Here is a 20,094-nt window from a genome sequence, read left to right on the forward strand (position 1 = left end):
ATACGGCGTGTTCGGACGGGTGCCTTCACCAGGGGCCCGTGGCCCGTCGAGCGGGCCGATACACTGTGAGCGGCGCTCGCGCGCCAGGCCGCTATAGCTCAGCTGGTAGAGCATCTGTCTTGTAAACAGAAGGTCAGGGGTTCGAGCCCCCTTGGCGGCTCCTCGAAGTTTGCTTCGACCTGCGGTTCGGCCGCCGGTCGCCGGGCGTCTCGTTGTGTGGGTGCGCCGCCTCACGTTCAGCTGTCGGCTCTGTTCGCGTCATCTGACGTTTGAAGACCGCTGATTGACTTCAACGGCTCCCCACCTTTCTCCCGACGAGGACAAATTGACACAGTCAGTGCCTCCCGACGGCGATCCGTTGGCCGCGTTCAGCGCCGAGCTCGAAGGAATCCAGGCCCAGGCGGCGGCCGCCCAGGAACGGCTCCGGGCCGCCACCGCCACCGTGCAGTCGCCGGACGGGGCGGTCTCGGTGACCGTCGGCCCGAGCGGGGTGCTGCAGGAACTGCGGTTCGGCCCCCGCGCGTACGACCGTCCCCCGCAAGCGCTTTCCGGCACGGTGATGCAGCTGATCGGCCGCGCGCAGCAGAAGGTCTCGGCCGAGGTCGCCGACGCGTTCAGCGGCATGGTCGGCGAGAGCTCGGCCGCCCGCGAGCTGCTGGACGAGTTCCTGCCCGCGCCGCCCGAACCGGACGAGGGAACGCCCCCGGGCAACGGCGGCAAGTTCGCGCCGGAGGCGGACGACCGGCCGCCCCTCCCGCCGCCGCCCCCGCACCGGCCGCCGCCGCCGAACCAGCTACCGCCACCGCAGCAAGGTCCGCCGCCGCGTCGACGTCCCCGGCCCGCGCCGGAAGAGGACGACGGCGAAAGCAACCCCTGGTAGTACGGAGGAGATCCAGTGGTTTCCGGAGCAGGTTTCTCGGTCGACCCGGCCGAGCTGCAGAAGTTCAGCCAGTTCCTGTCGGGCACCACGCAGCCCGCGGTGCAGGACGCCGCGAACCGGATGCAGGCCGCCAACGGGTTCGACAACGCCGCGTTCGGCATCCTGCTCGCGCAGGTGCTCGCGGTGCCCTCGCGGATCACGATGGGCGTGATCACCGGGGAGATCAACAAGCTCGTCGGTGACATCGGCAAGTCCGCCGACGACGTGAAGAAGGCCGCCGACGTGTACTCGACCCACGACGCGAACACGGCGCAGGGCCTGAGCACCTTCGAAACGGAGCTGGGCAAGTGACCGTTCCCATCACGGCGTCGAACTCCACGACCGGGGCCGGCGTCTTCGACAGCTGGAAGCAGGTCGGCGACTCGATCGGCAAGGTCCAGACCGAGCACGGCGGCGACCTCGCGGCCGTCAGCGTCGAGCTGGGCATCAACGTCATCAGCGCCGCGCTCGACACGGTCGCGTTCGTCATGGACCCGCTCGCGAAGCTGATCGCGGCGGGCCTGGGCTGGCTGATCGAGCACGTCTCGTTCCTGAAGTGGCCGCTGGACCAGGTCGCGGGCAACCCCGCGGAGGTCACGAAGATCGCCAACGAGCTGCACAAGATCGGCGAGTCGCTGCGCCACACCGGCACCGAGCTGGACGACACCCTCAAGGCCACCATCACGAAGTGGGAGGGCAAGGGGTACGACAGCTTCCTGAAGTCGATCAACGACCGGAAGGGCTGGATCGACGCCAACGCCAAGGCGTCCGACGTCGCGGGCTACATGGTCGAGACCACCGGAGCGCTGATCGGCGCGGTCCGCTCGCTGCTGCGCGACATCATCACGACGATCCTCGGCGACATCATCTCCACGATGCTGATCGCGCTGGCGCTCGCCATCCCCACCTTCGGCGCGTCGATCGCCGTCGGGGTGACCAAGTGCGTCGCGACCGTCTCGGTGCAGGTCGCGGCGATGATGGCGAAGCTCGCCAAGGTCGTCGCGTACGCCGGGCGCACGCTGGCCCGGCTCACCGGGCTGTCGAAGCTGGTCAAGGGGAAGCCGGGCGCCTCGAACGCGGGCCACGAGCTGAGCAACCTGCCGCCCAACGGCGGCGGGGTGCCGAACTTCTCGCGGCCGCTGCCGAAGCCGCCGGGCTCGGCCGTCACCCACGACGGCCCGCCGACCACCGGCGGCGCGACGCCCAGCACCCGGCCCCCGGGTGACGGCACGACCCCCAACTTCTCGCGGCCGCTGCCCCCGCCGGGCACCGCCGTCAGCCACGACGGCCCGCCCGGAGGCGGCGCCGCGCCCACCACCCGGCCCCCGGGTGACGGCACCACGCCGAACTTCTCGCGCCCGCTGCCGAAGCCCGCGGACCCGCCGCCCGCGCCCAAGCCGCCGTCGCCGAAGTCGAAGCTGAGCGACCAGGACGTCTCGACGATCAAGAAGCACGAGGACTGGCTGAAGACCAAGTTCGGCGACAGCTACAAGAAGATGAAGTTCGTCGACGACTGGCTGAAGGCCAAGGCACCGGACTACTACCCGATGATGAAGGCCCTCTCGGACGCCAAGAGCTCGAAGAACTTCGTGGGCTGGGCGGGCAAGGACATCGTCCAGGTCGACCGCGGCCTCACCGACATCCAGATGCAGGCGGAGGCCGCCTGGGCCGAGGAAGACAAGAAAGAGCAGCAACAGCACTAGAACCGCGAAAGGCCGGGGTGTTCGGCACCCCGGCCTTTCCGGTCAGCGGGTCCGGCCCGTGGTGCCCGAAGCGACGATCTGGCCGCTGTGGCTGTTCCACAGCTGGCCCTCGGCCTGGAACGTGTAGTGCCCGCTCAGGCCGGCGGACCTCGCCGTCCAGCAACGGGTCTGAGCCGGGCGGACGTTGCCGTTGCCGCCCGAGCTGTCGCAGCTGAGCGTCGCGTCCAGCACGCCGTCGCGGAAGCGGTAGACGTAGGCCTGCCCCCACTCGTTGACCGGCAGCTTGGCCGGGAAGATCACGAATCCGAAGTAGTTGTAGCTGCTGTCACGGCAGAGCTGGATCGTGCCGACGGAGGCGGAGCCCCCACCGATCACGGTCAGCGCCTTGGACGTCACCCACGTGCCGTACGAGCTGGTGCCGTACTGGCAGTTCGGTGCCGCCTCGACCTCGGCCGACGCGGCCGGGGCCAAGCCCACTGCCGCCATGACCACGCCACCCAGTGCGACCAGGACCTTCTTGAGCATCACGGATTCCCCTCGTCGGATCGGTCGTCGTCAGAACGCCTGCCTCCGGTGAGCGGTTTAGTGGCTTAGGGTTCCGTATGGCCACGACACACATCCTCGAGACGCCCGAGGCGGACATCGCCTACGACGTGCACGGGCCCGCTCCCGCGGACAGCGACCGCGCGCCGCTGTTCATGATCGGGCAGCCCATGGAAGCCGTCGGTTTCACCACCCTTGCCTCGTACTTCCCCGAGCGGACCGTCGTCACCTACGACCCGCGCGGGCTCGGGCGCAGCGTCCGGAAGGACGGCGGCGTCACCAACGTGCCCGCCGTCCAGGCCCGGGATCTGCACGCGCTCGTCCAGGCACTCGGCGCCGGGCCGGTCGACGTCTTCGGGAGCAGCGGGGGTGCCGTCGCCGGGCTGGCGTTCGTCACCGCGTACCCGGAGGACGTGACCACGCTCGTCGCGCACGAGCCGCCGCTGATCCCGGTGCTGCCCGACGCCGCGGCGGCCGAACGGGCCCGCAACGCCGTGACCGAGGCCTACCAGGCCAAGGGTTTCGGTGCCGGGATGGCGGCGTTCATGCTGCTGTCGTCGTGGCCGGGCGAGTACACCGACGACTACTTCGCGCAGCCCGCGCCCGACCCCGCCCGGTTCGGCATGCCGGCCGAGGACGACGGCAAGCGCGACGACGCGCTGCTGTCCGACCGCTCGTGGGCGGTTTCCAGCTACGAACTCGACGTCGAAGCCCTGAAGAAGGCGTCGACGCGGGTCGTGATCGCGGTCGCCGAGGAGTCGGGCCAGACCTTCACGGGCCGCACGACACTGGCGGCGGCCGAGGTACTCGGCCAGGAGGCCGTCGTGTTCCCGAGCCACCACGGCGGCTTCCTGAGCGGCGAGTTCGGCTACGCGGGCAAGCCCGAAGCCTTCGCCGCGCGGCTGCACGAGGTGCTCGGCTAGTTCCCTCGCGTGGCGGGGCCCGCTCAGCCTCGAGAGGGAGGCCTGGCGCGGGGCGCGCGCCGAAGATCGGGCGCATGACAACCACCATGCGGACGCAGCCCCGCTGGGCCGTGGTCGCCGCGCACCTGGTGCCGCTCGTGATGCTGCCGTCCGGGCTCTGGCGGATCGCGCTGGTCGCCGGGGTCCCGCTCGGCCTGCGGGTCGCGGACGCCGACGTCGGCGGTGAGGCCTGGTACATCGTCGGGCTGAGCGTGGTTTCGGAGGCGCTGGCCCTGCTCACGCTCGGGCTCGTGCGGCCGTGGGGTGAGCGGGTGCCGTCGTGGGTTCCGCTGCTGGGCGGCCGCCGGGTGCCACCGTGGGCGGCGATCGGGCCGGCGTCGCTCGGTGCTGTCGCGCTGGCGGTGATCTGGGGTTACGCGTTCCGCGACTTCCCGGACTTCGGGCTGGTGGCGTTCTCGCACCCGGCGGGGCACGTCCTGCTCGTCGGTTGTTATCTGCCGGCCCTGTTGTGGGCGCCCCTGCTGGGTGCGGTCACGTGGAGCTATTGGCGACGGCGGTGCCGCTGACCGGCTGCGGGGCGCCGGCCGTGCCATCATTCGGGCATGGCCACCCTTCGCGAAGCCCGCGAGCCGGAGCTCAACAGCGGGATTCTGCCCGGGAACGTGCGTACCGACGACTGGGTCATGCTCGTGCTGGCCGCCGGTTCGGTCGGGTTGCTGGGGTTCATGATCCTGAGCCCGCCCGCGCGGGACGCCGGGCTGGTGATCTTCTACGTCGACTGCGGGATCTGCGCGGTCTTCCTCGGCGAGTTCCTGTGGCGGTGGCGGAAACGCAAGTGGGCCAAGAAGTTCCTCGTGCGCAACTGGTACGAGCTGTTCGCCATGGTCCCGTTCGCGCACCCGGTCGCGGCCGGGCACAAGTTCGTCGCCGTGGTGCTGCTGCTGATCCGGGTCGGGCGGGCCGCGGACCGGGCCGTCGGGGAGCAGTTCACTTATCGGCTTGTCGACAAATTGTCGGAGCCGATCGTGAAGGCCATCAAGAAGCCGGTGACCATCGCCGTGCTCGACGAGGTCGTCAAGGTGCTCGAGACCGGCAACTACCCCGAGAACCTCGCCAAGTCGCTCGGTGCCAACAAGGACGAGCTGCGCACGATCATCGCCGAGAAGATCGCCGCCGACCCGCAGCTCGGCAAGCTCAAGCGGCTGCCGTTCCACGACGAGATCGTGCGGACGGTCGTCGACACGTCCTTCCGCGTCCTGCTCGAAGTCCTGCTGGACCCGCGGATCGACGACTTCTTCTCCACCGTCGTGCGCGACAACCGCGAGCAGATCCGCCAAGCCGTCCAACTGGGACTCAACGACCTCGACGCCGAAGACGAGCAGCACGAGCTGCCCACGCGGACCCAGCGCGAAGCGGCCCACGAATACGACACGCTGCACCGCAGGTCCTGAACACGACGAAGGCCGCCTCACCGGGGTCGGGTCCGGGGAGGCGGCCTTCATTGTGTTACCCGCTTACGGGTAGCTCACCACGTTGACCGGCACGGTGCCCGTGGGCGTGACACCGCCCGTGTCGTTGATGACGTGGGTGATCGTGCCGCGGTAGTTGAGCGACACCGTCAGCAGGCTGTGGAACTTCACGCCGCTGTTGTTCGGCACTTCGAACGCGTGGTAACTGGACACCGCCGGGTTCGTGTCGAAGAAGCAGTAGCTCCCGAGACCCCAGGCCTCATGGGACGTCACGTTCGCCCCGACCTTGTAGGCCGCGTACCCCGCGACCCCCGATGGCGCGTTCCACGACGCCTGGTTCGGCACGTCGTAGGGCATCTCGTTCTGGAAGAAGATCGTCTTCCCGCCCTGGCCGTTCCAGATCACCTGGTACTTCTGGTAGTGCTCGACGAACAGGCCGGTCGCCAGCACGTTCGCGCCGTTCACCACCAACCCCGTCTCGGCCGTGTTCGTGTTCCAGCCGACCGTGTTCGCGTTGCCGTGGTCGGCGCGCCACGCCCAGATGTGGTCGATGATCGTGTTGGCGCTGTTGACGATCAGGCTGTTGGTCGCCTTGCCGGCGATCGCGCCGCCGATCCGGAAGAACACGTCCTGGACCGTTGTCGGGTTCGCCGCGTGGGACGCCGTCGAGCCGGACTGGCCGACCGTCAGCAGTGCCTGCGAGTTCGTCGTGCCGGCGTCGAACAGCAGGCCCTTGAGCCGCACGCCGTCCACATCGGACACCTGCATCGCGTTGACGCCGTTGTCCGGCACCAGCGTCGGGTAGCCGATGCCGAGGATCGTCGTGCCGGCCTTCGTCACGTTGAGCGTCTGGTTGAGGTGGTAGACGCCCGGGGTGAAGAACAGGTTGCAGCCCGCGGCGAGCGCGTTGTTGATCGACGAGGCCGTGTCACCGGCCTTGACGACGTAGAACTGGCTCATCGGCGCCGACGTGCCCGGGGTGCTGCCGTTCGCCCAGCTCGGGCCGGACGCGTTGGTGCGCAGCGAAGGCAGGAACACGCGGTACTTGCCGGTGCCGTCGACGTACAGGTACGGCACGTCGCGGGAGACCGGGGTGGTCGCCAGCGTCGTCTCCGGCGGGTTCGGGAACGTGGTCGCCGGCGCGCCGCTGGTGCCGGAGAAGACCATGTTCCAGACGCCGCCGTTCCAGCTGCCGAGCTGCGAGTCGCGGGTGTACCACTGCTGCTGCGAGATCGACGCGGCCTGGCCGGCCACCTTCGTGTCGGCGATGTAGCCGCCGCTCGCGTAGCCGTAGCTCGCCGGGTACAGCTGCAGTCCGCCGCGGACGTCCATCCGGCGGAACGGCGCGGCCTGCGCGACGGCCCAGCGCTCCTGGCCACCGGAGGGGTTGACCGCCATGTTCTCGGCCGAGCGCCAGAAGTTCTGCAGCGCGACGCCGTTGTCGGAGGCGTTGAACGCGTCCACGGTGACGTCACCGTTGATCAGGACGTCGCCCGGGTTCTGCCCGAGGCCGGCCACCGAGGTGTAGAAGCCGACGTTGTCGTGCACGTTGTTGTACGTGCCCGGCTTGAACAGGTGGGCGACGCGCCGGTCCGCGAACTGCGCGGTGAGCGTGTCCTTCTGGTTGTTGAAGTCCGTGTCCAGCTGCGCCTGGATCGTCGCCGCGGACATGCTCGGGTCGAAGATCCGCACGTTGGAACCGAAGTTCGGGGTGTCGGACTGCGTCGGGCAGCCGGCCTGGGTGCCGATCGTGTAGGTCGCGCTCGACACCGCGGACGTCGTCGAACCGGACTTCAGCGCGATCGCGTTGACCGTCCGCGAGCCCGGGACGCTGATCGGCGCGGTGTACTGGGGCGACGACGCGGTCGGCGTCGAACCGTCCACTGTGTACCGGATGGTCGCGCCCGAGGTGGCGCTGCTGATCGTCACCGTCTGCGTGCTGGAGTACGTCCCGCCGGGCGGGCTGAACGTCGGTGCCGCGACGGTCGTCGTGCCGCCGCCACCCACGGTGAAGGTGAAGTGCGGGGTGTCGTACTGCGGCCCGCTCTTCTCGTAGGTGAACCAGTAGTCGAGTGTGTTCCCGGTGCTCAGGCCGTTGACGGTGGAGTGCCACGTGCCGGAGGCGTTGGTCATCCGGACGTTCTGCTGCCCGACGCCCGGCACGCCGGTGTAGTGGACGTCCACGTACACGGCCGGGGTGGCCGGGGTGAAGTTGAGCTGCAGCTGGGTCGAGCTCAGCTGCGTGACGCTCTGTGTGTAGTCGTCCGCGGCCAGCGCGGCCGGGGCGTTGAGTCCGGCGCCCAGCAAGAGGGCTGCCGCGGTGAGGGCGACGGCGCCGCGCCGGCGTCGTCGAAGCTTTTCAAAGGTCCGGTTCACGCCGTGACACCTCCGCCGTTGGGGATCCACGAGCATTTGTTGCGAGTCACAACAAAGTAGCTCCCGCTCAGCGGGGCTATGGTCACGAATCGGTAACAGTTGTCTGGACCAATCATCCGCGAGGGTGAGGCGTTCTGTGATCGATGACCCGATTTGCCCGGCGGTGGGCGAATGACTGAACCGAGAAACCCACTTCGGTCGGGTGACCCCGACGGTGTGACATGCGACTATCTCGTGCCACACCGTGGTCCCCTACCGAGGAGTAGGAATGACTGTTTCGCGTGGCAGAACCCTCGTCCGGGCCCTTGTGGCCTTCGCCCTCGTCGCGGCTCCGGTGGCCGCCGCCGTCCCCGCGGTCGCCGCGGAGGCCGCGCCGCTGCAGAGCGGCGGCGTGATCAACTTCGGCTGCGCCACGTCCGGGAAGATGCACTGCCTCGGCAAGGCCATCCGCTCACCGAAGGGCGCCGGCCCACTGGTGACGTCGACTCCGGTCGGTTACGGCCCGGCCGAGATCCAGGCCGCGTACAACCTCGGCGGCCTGCACTCCGGCGGCCGCACCGTCGCCATCGTGGACGCCATGGACGCGCCGACCGCGGAGGCCGATCTCGCGAAGTTCCGTGCCGCGCGCGGACTTTCGCCGTGCACGACGGCCAGTGGCTGCTTCAAGAAGGTGAACCAGAACGGCGCCGCGAGCCCGTTGCCGGCGGGCGACTACGGCTGGGCCGAGGAGATCAGCCTCGACCTCGACGCGGTGTCCGCGACCTGCCCCGACTGTCACATCCTGTTGGTGGAAGCCAATTCCCCGGACACGGACCCGCTGATGACGGCGGTCGACACGGCCGCGGCGACACCGGGCGTGGTGGCCATCTCCAACAGCTACGGCGGCACCGAGGACTCGACGATCCTCGCCGCGGACGCGCACCTGAACCACCCGGGCATCGCGGTGACGGCGTCGTCGGGCGACTCCGGCTACGGCGTGAGCTGGCCGGCGTCCTCGCCGTACGTCACGGCGGTCGGCGGCACGACGCTGAAGAAGTCCACCAGCACCCCGCGCGGCTGGACGGAAACGACGTGGAACGGCAGCGGCAGCGGGTGTTCGGCGCTGGAGGCCAAGCCGTCGTGGCAGCACGACACGGGATGTGCCAAGCGGACCGTCGCCGACGTCTCCGCGGTCGCCGACCCGGCCACCGGGCTGGGCGTCTACGACACGTACAACAGCTGCGGCAGCTCGGCTTTCTGCGACCTGCTGCTGTCGCTGGGCCTGGCTCAGGGCGCGGACGGCTGGGTCCAGGTCGGCGGCACGAGCCTGTCTTCGCCGGTGATCGCGAGCGTGTACGCGCTGGCCGGCAACTCGGTGACGTCCGGGTCGTACCCGTACGCCCACACCGGCAGCCTGAACGACGTGACGTCCGGTTCGAACGGCAGCTGCGGCGGAACCTACCTCTGCACGGCGGGCGCCGGCTACGACGGCCCGACCGGGCTGGGCACGCCGAACGGCACCGGCGGGTTCTGACTCACCTTCCGCCACGCCGCCAGCTCGGGCGAGCCCGAAACCTCCACGGACGGGTGACGTTCGCGCAGCGCATTTTCGCGTTACCCCGGCCGGGGTAAGGATGACTGCATGCTGGACACCGACGTGCTGTCGACGACCCGGCCGCGGGCGCTCGGCATCACCACACCGCTGGGCGCCGTGCGGTTCGCCGTGCGCGTCGGCGGGTGGGACGTGCCGGCGCGGCCGGAGCTGACCTGGGGCCTGGACTCCGGGGCGTGGCTGTGCCGGTGGCGGCACCGGTCCGTGCGGCTCGACGTGCTGTCCGGGCCGAGCGCGCCGCAGCTGCCCGACGGCTATCCGGCGGTCACCCGGCAGGCCACCGTCTTCCGGGTGCTGGCGCGGGAACCGCTGAGCGAGTTCGTCGTGCAGGTCGAGCTGAGCGGGCCGGACGAGGTGACCGCGAGCGGTGCCACCGTCACGGCCGAGACCGCCGACGCCGTGGTGACCGTCGGCGGCCCGGACGCCGAGGCGCTGCGCGCGTGCGCGCGGGCCGGGCAGCACGTGCCGCCGTACTGGTCCGGCGCCATCGCGGACGACGCCGTCGGCCTGGACGAAGGGCGGCTCACCTGGCAGCTGCCCGCGATCGAGCGGGGTGACTACGCGGACCTGTGGATCTCGGCCGCGTGGAGCGAGCCGAGCGAGCACCCGGGCACGCTGCGCGCCGTCGACGTCGACCCGGCGCGGGTGCTGCGGGAGCTCACGCACTGAGCTGTCACATCTCGCTCGCGGGATCCGTCAAGGTGGGGACAGCACCTGGACGAAGGATGAGACCGTGACCGACGCCGACTGGCTGGCGCACCGCTTCGAGACGCACCGCGACCACCTGCGGGCCGTCGCCTACCGGATGCTCGGTTCGCTGAGCGAAGCCGACGACGCCGTGCAGGAGTCGTGGCTGCGGCTCAGCCGGAGCGACACCTCCGACGTCGAGAACCTGGCCGGCTGGCTCACCACGGTCGTCGGGCGCGTCTGCCTCGACATGCTGCGCTCGCGCAAGGCCCGGCGGGAGGAGTTCGTGCCGGACCCGATCATCAGCCGGGAGGACGACAGCCCCGAGGAGTCGGCGTTGCTGGCCGATTCCGTCGGCCTCGCGCTGCTGGTCGTGCTCGACACGCTCACCCCGGGCGAGCGGCTGGCGTTCGTGCTGCGGGACATGTTCGCGATGCCGTTCGACGAGATCGCGCCGATCGTCGGCCGGTCCGAGGCCGCGACCCGCCAGCTCGCGAGCCGGGCGCGACGGCGGGTGCAGGGCGCGCCGGTCGCCCCCGATCCGGACGTCGCCCGGCAGCGTGAAGTCGTCGACGCGTTCCTGGCCGCCGCGCGCGGCGGCGACTTCGAGGCGCTGGTCACGGTCCTCGACCCGGACGTCGTGCTGCGCGCGGACCGCGGCGCGGCCCAGGGCGGCTCGATCGAGGTCACCGGCGCGGCGGCGGTGGCCAACCAGGCCCTGACGTTCTCCCGCCTCGGTGCGGGCGGCGGCACGGTCCGGCGCGCCCTGGTCAACGGCGCGGCCGGCGTGGTCGCCACCCGGGACGGGCGCCCGTTCTCGGTGCTCGGCTTCACGGTGTCGGGAGGCCGGATCGTGGAGATCGACATCCTGGCCGACCCGGCCCGCCTCGACCGGCTGGATCTGGCCGTGCTGGATTGATGTCCGCGACCACATGGAGTTGACTTACTACTACTCAGTGCCACCGTTGCTAGAATCGGCGCAAGGGGAGGAGTCGACATGGGGAAGCACGAGAAGAAGGACAGCGGGGACTCGGACGTCCAGAGCGGCACCGAGAGCTCCGACGGCGGCCGGCACCGGAAGTAGGGCTCACGGCTCGACGATCGAGCCGTGCTCGTCGGTGACGAGGGCGATCCGGTCGAGGGCGTCGATGTGCAGGTAGCGCCGCGTTCCGTCCGCGTACTGCCGGACCGCGTCCGCAACCACGATCACGCGCTCGCCGTCCTCGAGCGAGTACAGGTCGTCCGGTGACAGCACTTCGTGGACGCCGGTGCCGCTGCTCACCAGGGTGCGGACCCGGCGTCCCGAGTGGTCGTAGCCGTACAGCTCGTTGACGCCGTCGTCGCCGTGGATGCCGCGCAGCCGGCCGAACACGTCCCGGATCTCGATGCCCGGCAGCGGTTTCGGGAGCTGGGCGACCGGCGGCGGCTCGATCTCGCGCAGCCAGCCGCCGGGGCCGGTGACCACGTGCCGGCGTCCCGGCGCGAAGGCCTCGGTGACGCCGTTCGCGTAGTGCACCGCGGTGCGGCGGCCGCGCACGTCGTACTGCACGGAGTCGACGAAGCCCGGCACGCTCACCAGCCGGCTCACCTCGTCGTACTGGTACCGCACGGTCAGCCGGCCGTCCCCGGCGTCGGGGTAGGTCACCTCCGAGAGCCGCCCGTCGGCGCGGCGGACGATGTCGAGCCGGTACTCGACGGCCACGTGCGCGGGGCGCCAGCGCTTCGAGATCGGGTGGCCCAGCGCGTCGTACCCGAGCAGCGTGACGCCCGATTCGTCGGTGACGCGCACCAGCCGCCCGCAGCTGTGCGGGCCCGCTTCGAGCGGCACCGGGAGCCCGCCGTCGTGGTAGGTGAACGTGGTGACCGGCGCGCTCGCCGGGTCGTCCACCAGCACGGCGGCCACCCGGCCGGCCACGTCGTGGATGCGGTACACGGCGCGGCCGCCCTCGCTGCGCGACTCCACCGCGTTCCCGGCCGCGTCCCGGACGTGCGCCACGCCGTCCGCGCCACGCAGCACGCGCCCGAGCAGGTCGCACGTCACCTCGCCGGTTTCGGTGTCCGCGGCGCCGGCGTCGAACGTCCGGACCGAGCCGTCCGGCGCGGTCACCCGCAGCGGGCGGCCCAGCGCGTCGTACCGGTACTCGGCCGCCGGGGCGCGCCGGCCGCCGATCCGGAACGCCCGCGACGTCCGGCAGACCAGGCCCCGCGCGCAGTACTCGTGGTGCTCGTCGACGACGTCGCCGAGCAGCTCGGTGTGCCGCCGCTGCAGCAGCCGGCCGGCGCCGTCGCGCACCTCCACCGTCGTGAGCACCTCCGCCTCACCGGACACCGCGCGCTGCTCGGTGGTGACGCGCACCGGCCCGTGGTGGTCGTAGCGGTGGCGCAGCGTCGGCAGGTCCGCCGTGTCACCCGGCCGCACGACGGTTTCCGGGCGGCCCAGCGGATCGTGGGTCACGGTGGTCACCGCGCCCGCCGGGTCGGTCACCTCGCAGACCCGCGCCGTCCGGACGTCGTACCGCGTCGCGGTGACGTTCCCGACCGGATCGGTGGCCACCTCGGGGAAACAGCGGTCGTCGGAGTAGCGCACCTCGTGGGTGTCGCCGCGCGAGCCGGTGGTCGTGGTGCGCAGCCCGGTGACGTTGTCGGCCCGCCGGTGGAACGTCGTGACCCACCAGCCCGCCTCGCCGTCGCGGCGGTGGTAGCCGTGGCGGACCAGGTCCGGCGGGACCGGGCCGTAGACGTCGGCGACGAGCGCGTCGGTGAGCACCAGCTCCTCCCGCGCGGTCAGCAGCCCCTGCGAGCCCGCGCTCCCGTCCGGGCACTCGTCGTAGCGGAACAGCTTGTCCGACAACACCTTCCCGGCACCGTCCAGCTGGCGGACCCGTGCGGGCAGCGCGGCGAACCGGTGGTCGGGATCGGTCGTGTACGTCGTGCGCGTCTCGCGCACCGAGGTCTCGTGGCCGGGCCGTTCGGTCGTCTCCACCACCCGGACCGGGTTCCCGGCGGCGTCCAGGTCCGACTCCGTCCTGGTGACCGAGACCGGTTTCTCCTGCCGCTCGAACACCGTCGTCACCGATCGGGTCCACTGTGGACGCTTCTCGTGCTCGACCCGGCGGTACGGGCGGACGGCGTCCGGCGAGTCGTCGAGGCCGAAGGTCTCCTCCTGCCGCAGGAAGCCGTCGTCGCCGAACCAGCGCACGGTCCGCAGGGTGGGCGCGTGCTCGTCGCCGAGCTCGTCCTGCACGACCCGGCCGAACCCCGTGAAGGCGTCGCCGACGTGCCGCTCGTGGTACTCGAACTCGGTCGTGCCGGCGTGCCCGGTCGCCGATTCCCGGAGCATGACCCGGCGGACCACCGGGACCGTGTCGGCGGTCGTGTATTCGATCGCGGTGCGCAGGCCGATGCCGTTGTCGATCTCGCTCAGCCGCCCGGCGCCCGGCGCGAGGGAGTAGTAAGGCACCGGTTCGTCCTCGGCGTCGAGCAGCAGCACGCCGGAGTTGATGCTCGTGCGGGCCCGCGCCGGGAGCTGGACCCGTGGCGTGGCCGGCGTTTCCGAACGGGCGTAGGCGAGACGCAGCACCGGCGCGGCCGCTTCGGCACCGCGCGCGTCGTACCCGGTCAGCGCGACCGACGTCAGCACGGACGCGCCGTCGTCGACGTCGTAACCGAGGGTCCAGCGGCGGACGAGCGGGCGCGCGGCGGAGGGCACCCGCAGCTCGATCCGGGAGCAGCGCAGCGCCGTCGTCACGCGCCCCAGGTGCAGGACGTCGGGCCGCGGCTCGTAGGCGAAGTCCACTTCGTAGGGCCCGTAGGAGATCCGCGCGAGGTAGGCCTGCCCGCTGTGGTGCGCCCAGCCGAACGCCGCGGTGTTGCCGAGGGCGTCCTCGGTCCGTTCGAGGTGCCAGGCGTGGCTGCCGGACCGGCCGCCGTCGGACGTGCCGAGGAAGTGCCGGGTGCCCGAGCGCGCGGTGAGCACGAAACCCTCGCCCCGGCGGGCCAGCCGGCCGCTGGTCCGGCTTCGCGCCCCGCTGTCGTCCAGCCGGACGTTCGGCAGTGGCACCGCGAACCCCGCGCCGAACGGCCCGTTCGGCGCGCCGGTGACGTAGCGCAGGGCCAGCGACGGCGCGATCCCGCCCGGACCGGGCGGCAGGTCGAGCGGAACCGCGAAGCTCCCGCCGCCGGTGGCGGGTTCCGGCGTGAAGGACCCGCCCAGCCCGCGGATCCGCGCGGGCCGGGCCGCCTCCTGGACGCTCGGCCGGAGCAGAGTCATGGCGTTCTCCCCGAATGCCTGGCGGCGCAGGTGCGCCACCGGTTACTTCTGGGGTCCAAGTGGGTGAGTGACGGACGCCAGATACGTCCTCACCCGTTTGCCGCCGGAGTTATGCATTCGTGATGTCCGTGCCGTATCCCGGGTGCGGCTGCCCGGTCTTTCCCGAGTAACCACGTTGTGATCAATGGCGGGGGCAAGCGAGAGGGTGGACCCGATGGTGGTCAGGTTCGTGAGGGACGAGGGCTCCGGCGCGGCGAAGGAGGACATCGGCACGCTCAACGAGCTCCCGGCCCCGCCGAGGCAGCTGCTCGACCGGCACGGCGCGCGGGTGCTCGACCCGGCGACGTCGACCGCGGTGCCGGGCCGGCCGGCCCCGCGCACGACCGTGTACCGGCCCGGGGTGTTCCTCCTCCCGAACCGGTACCTGCGCGACCAGGAGACGCTGGCCTCGATCAACCGCGTGCTCGGCCGCATCGGCATCTACGCCGAGCCGGCCGACCGCGGCGACTCCAAGGAGACGGCGCGCGCCCGGCAGCTCGAAGACCTGCCCGTGCGGGCGCTGCTGAAGGTGCGTGAGGACTCCGACCCGGTGGTCGTCGACTGCTGGAAGGCCGTCCAGCTGCTGCGTGGCGCGTCGTCAGGCGAGAAGCCGGAGATCGATCCCGAGGTCGTCGCCAAGATCTCCGTGGAACACCTGCTGCTCACCACGCCGGTGTTCGGCGGGGTGCCGTGGGAGACCAGCGGCATCGGCGGCACGCCATGGGAGACCAGCGGTTTCGGCGCCGGCAGCTCGTACGGGCGCACCCGCGGCGCCAACCGGATCCCGGTCACGCTCTCGGCGGCCCCGCCGTACCGCAGCGCCAAGCCCGCGCACCGGCGTCCGGTCATCGCGGTGCTCGACACCGGCATCGGCCCGCACCCGTGGTTCGGGCTGGCCGACCGCAGCGGCCCGCCGCCCGCCGACGCCGGGCTCCGCGTCGCGCCGGACATCCAGGCGGCGATCCTGCAGGCGGAGATCGACTCGGGCACGACCGTGCCGACGCAGCTGCTCGCCGACTACTGGGACGCGCCGACCACCGGCCAGCCGCTGATCGGGGACGTCGACACTGACACCGGGCACGGCCTGTTCATCGCCGGCATCATCCGGCAGGCCTGCCCCGAAGCCGACACGCTCGCGATCCGCGTGGTCCACAGCGACGGCGTCGCCTACGAAGGTGACGTGCTGCTCGCGCTGCACCTGCTGGCCGACCGCGTGCGCAACGCGCAGGCGAACAACCGGCCCGAGGACATGGTCGACATCGTCTCGCTGTCACTGGGCTACTACGAGGAAAACCCGGTCGACGTCGCCTTCACCGGCCAGTTCGCCGCGGCCATCGCCGACCTGATCGGCCTCGGCGTGCTCGTCGTGGCGGCCGCGGGCAACGACGCCACCACCCGCCGCTTCTACCCGGCGGCCTTCGCCGACCAGCCGCTCGGCCCGCAGTGCGGCCCGCAGGTGATCAGCGTGGGCGCGCTCAACCCCGACCGCACCGCCAGCAAGGCGCTGTTCTCCAACGAGGGCCCGTGGGTCCGGTGCTGGGCGACCGGCGCGGGGGTCGTCAGCACCTACCCGGACGACGTCCGGGGCACCGCGTCCGCCGACCACGAAGTGCCCGACCAGGGCCGGAACTCCTTCGACCCGGACGACTACAGCGCCGGCTTCGCGGTGTGGGACGGCACGTCGTTCGCCGCGCCGCTCGCCGCCGCGGAGATCGGGAACGCACTGCTCAAGACGGCCGCCGACGACCTGGCGACCGTCGAGCGCGACACCGTCGTCAAGCGGGCTTGGACCGCGCTGGGCGCACTGTGAACGTGGCCAAGACGGACCACGGACGGGTAGCCGTCCTGTTCGGCGCCGCGCGGGACGGGGACCGCGCGGCGCTGGACGAACTCGTCGCCCTGCTCACGCCGCTGCTCTGGCAGGTGGCGCGGGACCAGGGGCTGGACGTCGACCAGGCGTCGGACGTCGTGCAGACGGCGTGGCTGCGGCTGCTCGGCTCGTTCGCGGAGATCCGCTCGCCGGTGGCGCTCACCGGCTGGCTGATCACCGTCACCAAGAGGGAAGCCTGGCGCACTGGGGAAAAACGCCAGATCGAACGGCCGCTCGCGGAGCTTCCGGAGCGGCTCGCCGAAGCGTCACCGGCACCCGAGGAGGGGGTGCTGCGCGACGACCAGCGCGCGCGGTTGTGGCGCGCGGTCGACAAACTGCCCGAACGCTGCCGCAGCCTGCTGCGGATCGTCGCGTTCGTGCACCGGCCGGACTACGCCGAAGTGGGCGCCCGGCTGGGAATGCCGAGGGGGAGTATCGGCCCGACCAGGGGACGTTGCCTCGCGCGCCTGCGCGAGCAATTACTCGCCAACGGCGAAGGAGATTGGCTGTGACCACCGTCGAACCAGCAGGCGCCAACGAGCCCTTGGACGAGCTCGATCTCCGGCTGCTGGCCGGGGTGCGCGAACTGTGGGAAGACGCCGACCCGATGCCCGCCACGCTGGTGGACCAGATCCGGTTCGCGATCCAGCTGGAGGACGTCGACCTGGAAGTGATGCGGATTCGTGAACAGGAGGGGCTCGTCGTCGCTCGCAGCGCGGCCGAGCAGGGAAGGCTCATCACCTTCGACAGCGAAAGCCTGACCATCATGGTGAATGTGAGTCCGGAACGGGCGGGTACGATCCGCTTGGACGGCTGGCTCACCCCACCGGCCGAGCACCCGATCGAGGTCCGCACCTGCGACGGACCGCTGACGACGACCTCCGACGCCGAAGGCCGGTTCGCGGTCAGCGGCGTGCCGCACGGCATGGTGCAGGTCCTCGTCCGCACGCTCGGCCGTTCGAGGACGGTGAGCACGCCGGCCATCGAGTTGTGACCCGCTCTTCTCGGCCGAGGGGAACGGTTCCCGGCCGAAAGGGCTGCCTGTGCGCGCCGAGGTCGCCTCGCCGAGGGTCGAGGACCGGGTGCGCGACCTGCACAAGCGTGCGGTCGCGGCGACCAACGACGGCCAGCCGGTGGTGGGCGGGCGCCTGATCCGCGCCGCCGCGCGGCTGCTCGGGCTGCCCGCGAAGGCGGCGCCGCCGCACTGGCCAGGATGGACGGACCTCGCGACGCGCGTCCTCGGCACGTACGCGGCCGTGGAAACCGCGCTGGGCAACAGCACGCGCGGGCTCGCCCTGCTCGACGAAGCCGACGTCCTCGTCTCGGACGCCGGGCGCGGGATCCTGCGCCAGCAACGGGGTCTGGTGTTCATCCTGATCGGCCGGATGGACGAGGCCCTCGACTGTTTCGACGAGGCGATCCCGCAGCTGCGGCAGGCGGGCGAGTTCGTCGTGCTCGCCCGGACGCTGCTCAACCGCGCGATGCTGCACCAGTACGCGGGGCGCGTCCGGCTCGCGCTCGCCGACCTCGACCAGTGCGAGCAGATCGGCGCCGGGCAGGCGTCGGAAGAGGGACTGGCCCGGATCTTCGCGAAGGCGGCGCACGGCCGCGGCCAGGCGCGCGTGCTGACCGGCGACATCCCCGGCGCGCTGCGCGACTTCGACGCGGCGAGCGGGTTCTACGCCGAGCAGAGCGTCGGGATGCTGCCGGTGCTGGCCGTCGACAAGGCGCGGGCGCTGCTCGCCGCCGGGCTGCCCAACGAAGCCGCGGCCGAGCTCGACGCCGCGCTGGAGCTGTTCCCGCGGCTGCGGATGAACCAGGAGCACGCCGAGGCCGAGTTGACCCGTGCGCTGGCCGCGCTGGCGAGCGGTGAGACGGCGGCCGCGCGCGGCTGGGCGGTGCGCGCGGAGCGTCGATTTCGTCGAAGGGGCAACGAAACCTGGGCCGCGGTGGCGCAGCTGACGGTGCTGCGCGCGGATTTCGCGGCCGGCCGTCGGATCGCCCGCGTCGCCGCCGACGCGACGTCATTGGCCGACAGGCTGACCGCGCTGGGACTGCGCAACGACGCCGAGATCGCCGCGCTGCTGGGCGCCCGGGCCCGGATCGCGCTGGGCGATCTCGACGGCGCCCGGGCCGGCATCGCCTCGCGCGACCGGCGCACCGCGCCGCTGGAGAACCGCCTCTTCCGGCGGCTGGCGCTGGCCGAGCTGGGCGCCGCGAGCGGCCACCGGCGCGTGACGTTCGCGAACGCGCGGGCCGGGCTGACCCAGCTGCAGCGCCACCGCAGCCGGTTCGGCAGCGTCGACCTGAAGACCGGGACGACGTCGCTGGGCAAGGAACTCGCGGACGCGGGCCTCGCCGCCGCGCTCGCCCAGCGCTCGCCGGGGGTGGTGTTCCGGTGGCTCGACCGCTCGCGAGCGCAGGCGTTCCGGTTCCGGCCGGTGCGCCCGCCCGCGCACCCGGAGACCGTCGACGCCGTCGCCGAGCTGCGGTACCTCTCGATGCAGATCCGCGCGGGCGAGCTGTCCGGGAAGCCGGACGCGCAGGCCGCGAAGCGCTGCGCCGCACTGGAACGCGAGATCCGCGCGCGGGGCTGGCAGGCCGAGGGCACCGACGAGGACCACCCGGAGGCGAAGCTCGGCGAAGTCGGGGACGAGCTCGCGGCGACCGGCAGCGCGATGGTGTGCTTCCTCGCCGACCACGGTTCCCTGTGCGCGCAGGTGATCGCGGACCACCGGGTCGCGCTGATCGAGCTGGGCCCGGCGTCGGCGGTCGCGGAGCCGGTCGCACGGCTGCACAGCGACCTCGACGCGTTGTGCGGCAGGCAGTTGCCGCCGCAGCTGGACCAGGTCATCCGCCGCTCGGTGCGCACCCAGGTCACCGCGCTCGACGCGATCCTCCTGAAGCCGCTGGCCGCGCGGCTGGGCGACCTCGACGTCGTCGTGGTGCCGACCGGCGCGCTGTCCGCGATCCCGTGGGGCCTGCTGCCGACGTTGCGCGGCCGCCCGGTGACGGTGACGCCGTCGTCCTCGGCCTGGCTCGACGCGGGACGCCGTCCGCGCCGCGCGTGCGGGGCGCCGCTGCTGGTCGCGGGCTCGGACCTGACCCACGCCGACGCCGAGGTGTCGCGGCTGGCGTCGCTCTACCCGGAGGCCGAGGTGCTGACCGGCCCGGACGCGACGGTCGCGGCGACCCTCAAGGCGTTCGACGGCTGCCGCCTGGCGCACTTCGCCGCGCACGGGCACCACGAGCAGGAGAACGTGCTGTTCTCCCGGCTCAACCTGGCCGACGGGCCGCTGATGGCCTACGACGTCCAGCAGCTGGCGACGGCCCCGGAGCAGGTGGTGCTGTCGTCGTGCGACGTCGGCCAGACGGTGGTCCGCGCGGGCGACGAGGTCCTCGGCTTCACCGCGGCGCTGCTCTACGGCGGCAGCCGCACGGTGGTCTCGAGCGTGGCCCGCGTCGACGACCGGACGGCAGGTGGCGTGATGCTGGCCTACCACCGGGCCCTGTCGTCGGGGACGCCTCCGGCCCGGGCGCTGGCGGACGCTGCTCAGGCCGAACCGCTGATGCCGTTCGTGTGCTTCGGCCGCAGCTGACGCTTGCTGTGAAGACGTTTCACCCTGGTCGAGGTTGCTTTCCGGTGATCGAACCCACGGAACGTATCTCCGAAGATCACGGGCGCATCTTTCCCGCCTGAGTCC

Annotated in this window: 16 protein-coding genes and 1 tRNA gene; 14 read left to right on the plus strand and 3 right to left on the minus strand. The window is 71.7% G+C overall.

Annotated features, from left to right (window positions below):
- Window positions 1-87 precede the first annotated feature (87 nt).
- The 4 genes from ACIOD2_RS40170 to ACIOD2_RS40185 all read left to right on the plus strand — a co-directional run bounded on the left by ACIOD2_RS40170 (window position 88) and on the right by ACIOD2_RS40185 (window position 2,622).
- A tRNA-Thr gene (locus tag ACIOD2_RS40170) sits at window positions 88-160 on the plus strand.
- A 165-nt stretch (window positions 161-325) separates the two neighbouring features.
- The gene (locus tag ACIOD2_RS40175; RefSeq protein ID WP_400550299.1) at window positions 326-880 is read left to right on the plus strand and encodes a YbaB/EbfC family nucleoid-associated protein; all 555 of its coding nucleotides are present in this window, start codon (window positions 326-328) and stop codon (window positions 878-880) included.
- A 15-nt stretch (window positions 881-895) separates the two neighbouring features.
- A complete protein-coding gene (locus tag ACIOD2_RS40180; RefSeq protein WP_400550301.1) occupies window positions 896-1,231 on the plus strand; it encodes a hypothetical protein in 336 nt (111 codons plus the stop codon).
- Window positions 1,228-2,622 (plus strand): hypothetical protein, encoded by a 1,395-nt coding sequence (locus ACIOD2_RS40185; RefSeq protein WP_400550303.1) that lies wholly within the window; start codon window positions 1,228-1,230, stop codon window positions 2,620-2,622. Before ACIOD2_RS40180 ends, ACIOD2_RS40185 begins: the two co-directional genes overlap by 4 nt.
- A gap of 42 nt (window positions 2,623-2,664) precedes the next feature.
- Here ACIOD2_RS40185 and ACIOD2_RS40190 read toward each other — a convergent pair whose 3' ends face one another.
- A complete protein-coding gene (locus ACIOD2_RS40190) occupies window positions 2,665-3,147 on the minus strand; it encodes a hypothetical protein (protein WP_400550305.1) in 483 nt (160 codons plus the stop codon).
- A gap of 77 nt (window positions 3,148-3,224) precedes the next feature.
- On the opposite strand from ACIOD2_RS40190, the gene ACIOD2_RS40195 reads away from it, so the two are divergent.
- The 3 genes from ACIOD2_RS40195 (at window position 3,225) to ACIOD2_RS40205 (ending at window position 5,539) form a co-directional block, all read left to right on the plus strand.
- Complete coding sequence (locus ACIOD2_RS40195; protein ID WP_400550307.1) at window positions 3,225-4,088, plus strand: alpha/beta fold hydrolase; 864 nt, start codon at window positions 3,225-3,227, stop codon at window positions 4,086-4,088.
- A 74-nt stretch (window positions 4,089-4,162) separates the two neighbouring features.
- Entirely contained in the window at window positions 4,163-4,654 is a 492-nt protein-coding gene (locus ACIOD2_RS40200) for a hypothetical protein (protein ID WP_400550309.1), read from the plus strand.
- 36 nt (window positions 4,655-4,690) lie between these two features.
- The gene (locus tag ACIOD2_RS40205; protein WP_400550311.1) at window positions 4,691-5,539 is read left to right on the plus strand and encodes an ion transporter; all 849 of its coding nucleotides are present in this window, start codon (window positions 4,691-4,693) and stop codon (window positions 5,537-5,539) included.
- A 63-nt stretch (window positions 5,540-5,602) separates the two neighbouring features.
- On the opposite strand, the gene ACIOD2_RS40210 is transcribed toward ACIOD2_RS40205, so the two are convergent.
- On the minus strand, window positions 5,603-7,933 hold the full coding sequence (locus ACIOD2_RS40210; protein ID WP_400550313.1) for a chitobiase/beta-hexosaminidase C-terminal domain-containing protein: 2,331 nt from the start codon (window positions 7,931-7,933) through the stop codon (window positions 5,603-5,605).
- Window positions 7,934-8,201: 268 nt separating this feature from the next.
- On the opposite strand from ACIOD2_RS40210, the gene ACIOD2_RS40215 reads away from it, so the two are divergent.
- The 3 genes from ACIOD2_RS40215 (at window position 8,202) to ACIOD2_RS40225 (ending at window position 11,130) form a co-directional block, all read left to right on the plus strand.
- Window positions 8,202-9,446 (plus strand): peptidase S8, encoded by a 1,245-nt coding sequence (locus ACIOD2_RS40215; RefSeq protein ID WP_400550315.1) that lies wholly within the window; start codon window positions 8,202-8,204, stop codon window positions 9,444-9,446.
- Between the two features lie 108 nt (window positions 9,447-9,554).
- A complete protein-coding gene (locus tag ACIOD2_RS40220; RefSeq protein ID WP_400550317.1) occupies window positions 9,555-10,193 on the plus strand; it encodes a hypothetical protein in 639 nt (212 codons plus the stop codon).
- 64 nt (window positions 10,194-10,257) lie between these two features.
- Complete coding sequence (locus ACIOD2_RS40225; protein WP_400550319.1) at window positions 10,258-11,130, plus strand: sigma-70 family RNA polymerase sigma factor; 873 nt, start codon at window positions 10,258-10,260, stop codon at window positions 11,128-11,130.
- 168 nt (window positions 11,131-11,298) lie between these two features.
- Here the strand turns inward: ACIOD2_RS40225 and ACIOD2_RS40230 are convergent, their stop codons facing one another.
- Entirely contained in the window at window positions 11,299-14,481 is a 3,183-nt protein-coding gene (locus ACIOD2_RS40230; protein ID WP_400550321.1) for a SpvB/TcaC N-terminal domain-containing protein, read from the minus strand.
- A gap of 214 nt (window positions 14,482-14,695) precedes the next feature.
- Between ACIOD2_RS40230 and ACIOD2_RS40235 the strand changes: the two genes are divergently transcribed.
- From ACIOD2_RS40235 to ACIOD2_RS40250, 4 genes are read left to right on the plus strand one after another with little or no spacing between them, the layout of a single operon-like run.
- Window positions 14,696-16,330 (plus strand): S8 family peptidase, encoded by a 1,635-nt coding sequence (locus ACIOD2_RS40235; protein ID WP_400550323.1) that lies wholly within the window; start codon window positions 14,696-14,698, stop codon window positions 16,328-16,330.
- On the plus strand, window positions 16,327-16,902 hold the full coding sequence (locus ACIOD2_RS40240; protein WP_400550325.1) for an RNA polymerase sigma factor: 576 nt from the start codon (window positions 16,327-16,329) through the stop codon (window positions 16,900-16,902). The genes ACIOD2_RS40235 and ACIOD2_RS40240 overlap by 4 nt, the downstream gene beginning before the upstream one ends.
- Window positions 16,899-17,384, plus strand: a complete 486-nt coding sequence (locus ACIOD2_RS40245; RefSeq protein WP_400550327.1) for a hypothetical protein — start codon at window positions 16,899-16,901, stop codon at window positions 17,382-17,384. The genes ACIOD2_RS40240 and ACIOD2_RS40245 overlap by 4 nt, the downstream gene beginning before the upstream one ends.
- Before the next feature lie 49 nt (window positions 17,385-17,433).
- Window positions 17,434-19,989: a CHAT domain-containing protein gene (locus ACIOD2_RS40250; RefSeq protein ID WP_400550329.1), complete on the plus strand. Its 2,556-nt coding sequence runs from the start codon at window positions 17,434-17,436 to the stop codon at window positions 19,987-19,989.
- The last annotated feature ends 105 nt before the right edge of the window (window positions 19,990-20,094 follow it).

This window comes from Amycolatopsis sp. NPDC088138 (assembly GCF_044741685.1).
Taxonomy (GTDB): domain Bacteria; phylum Actinomycetota; class Actinomycetes; order Mycobacteriales; family Pseudonocardiaceae; genus Amycolatopsis.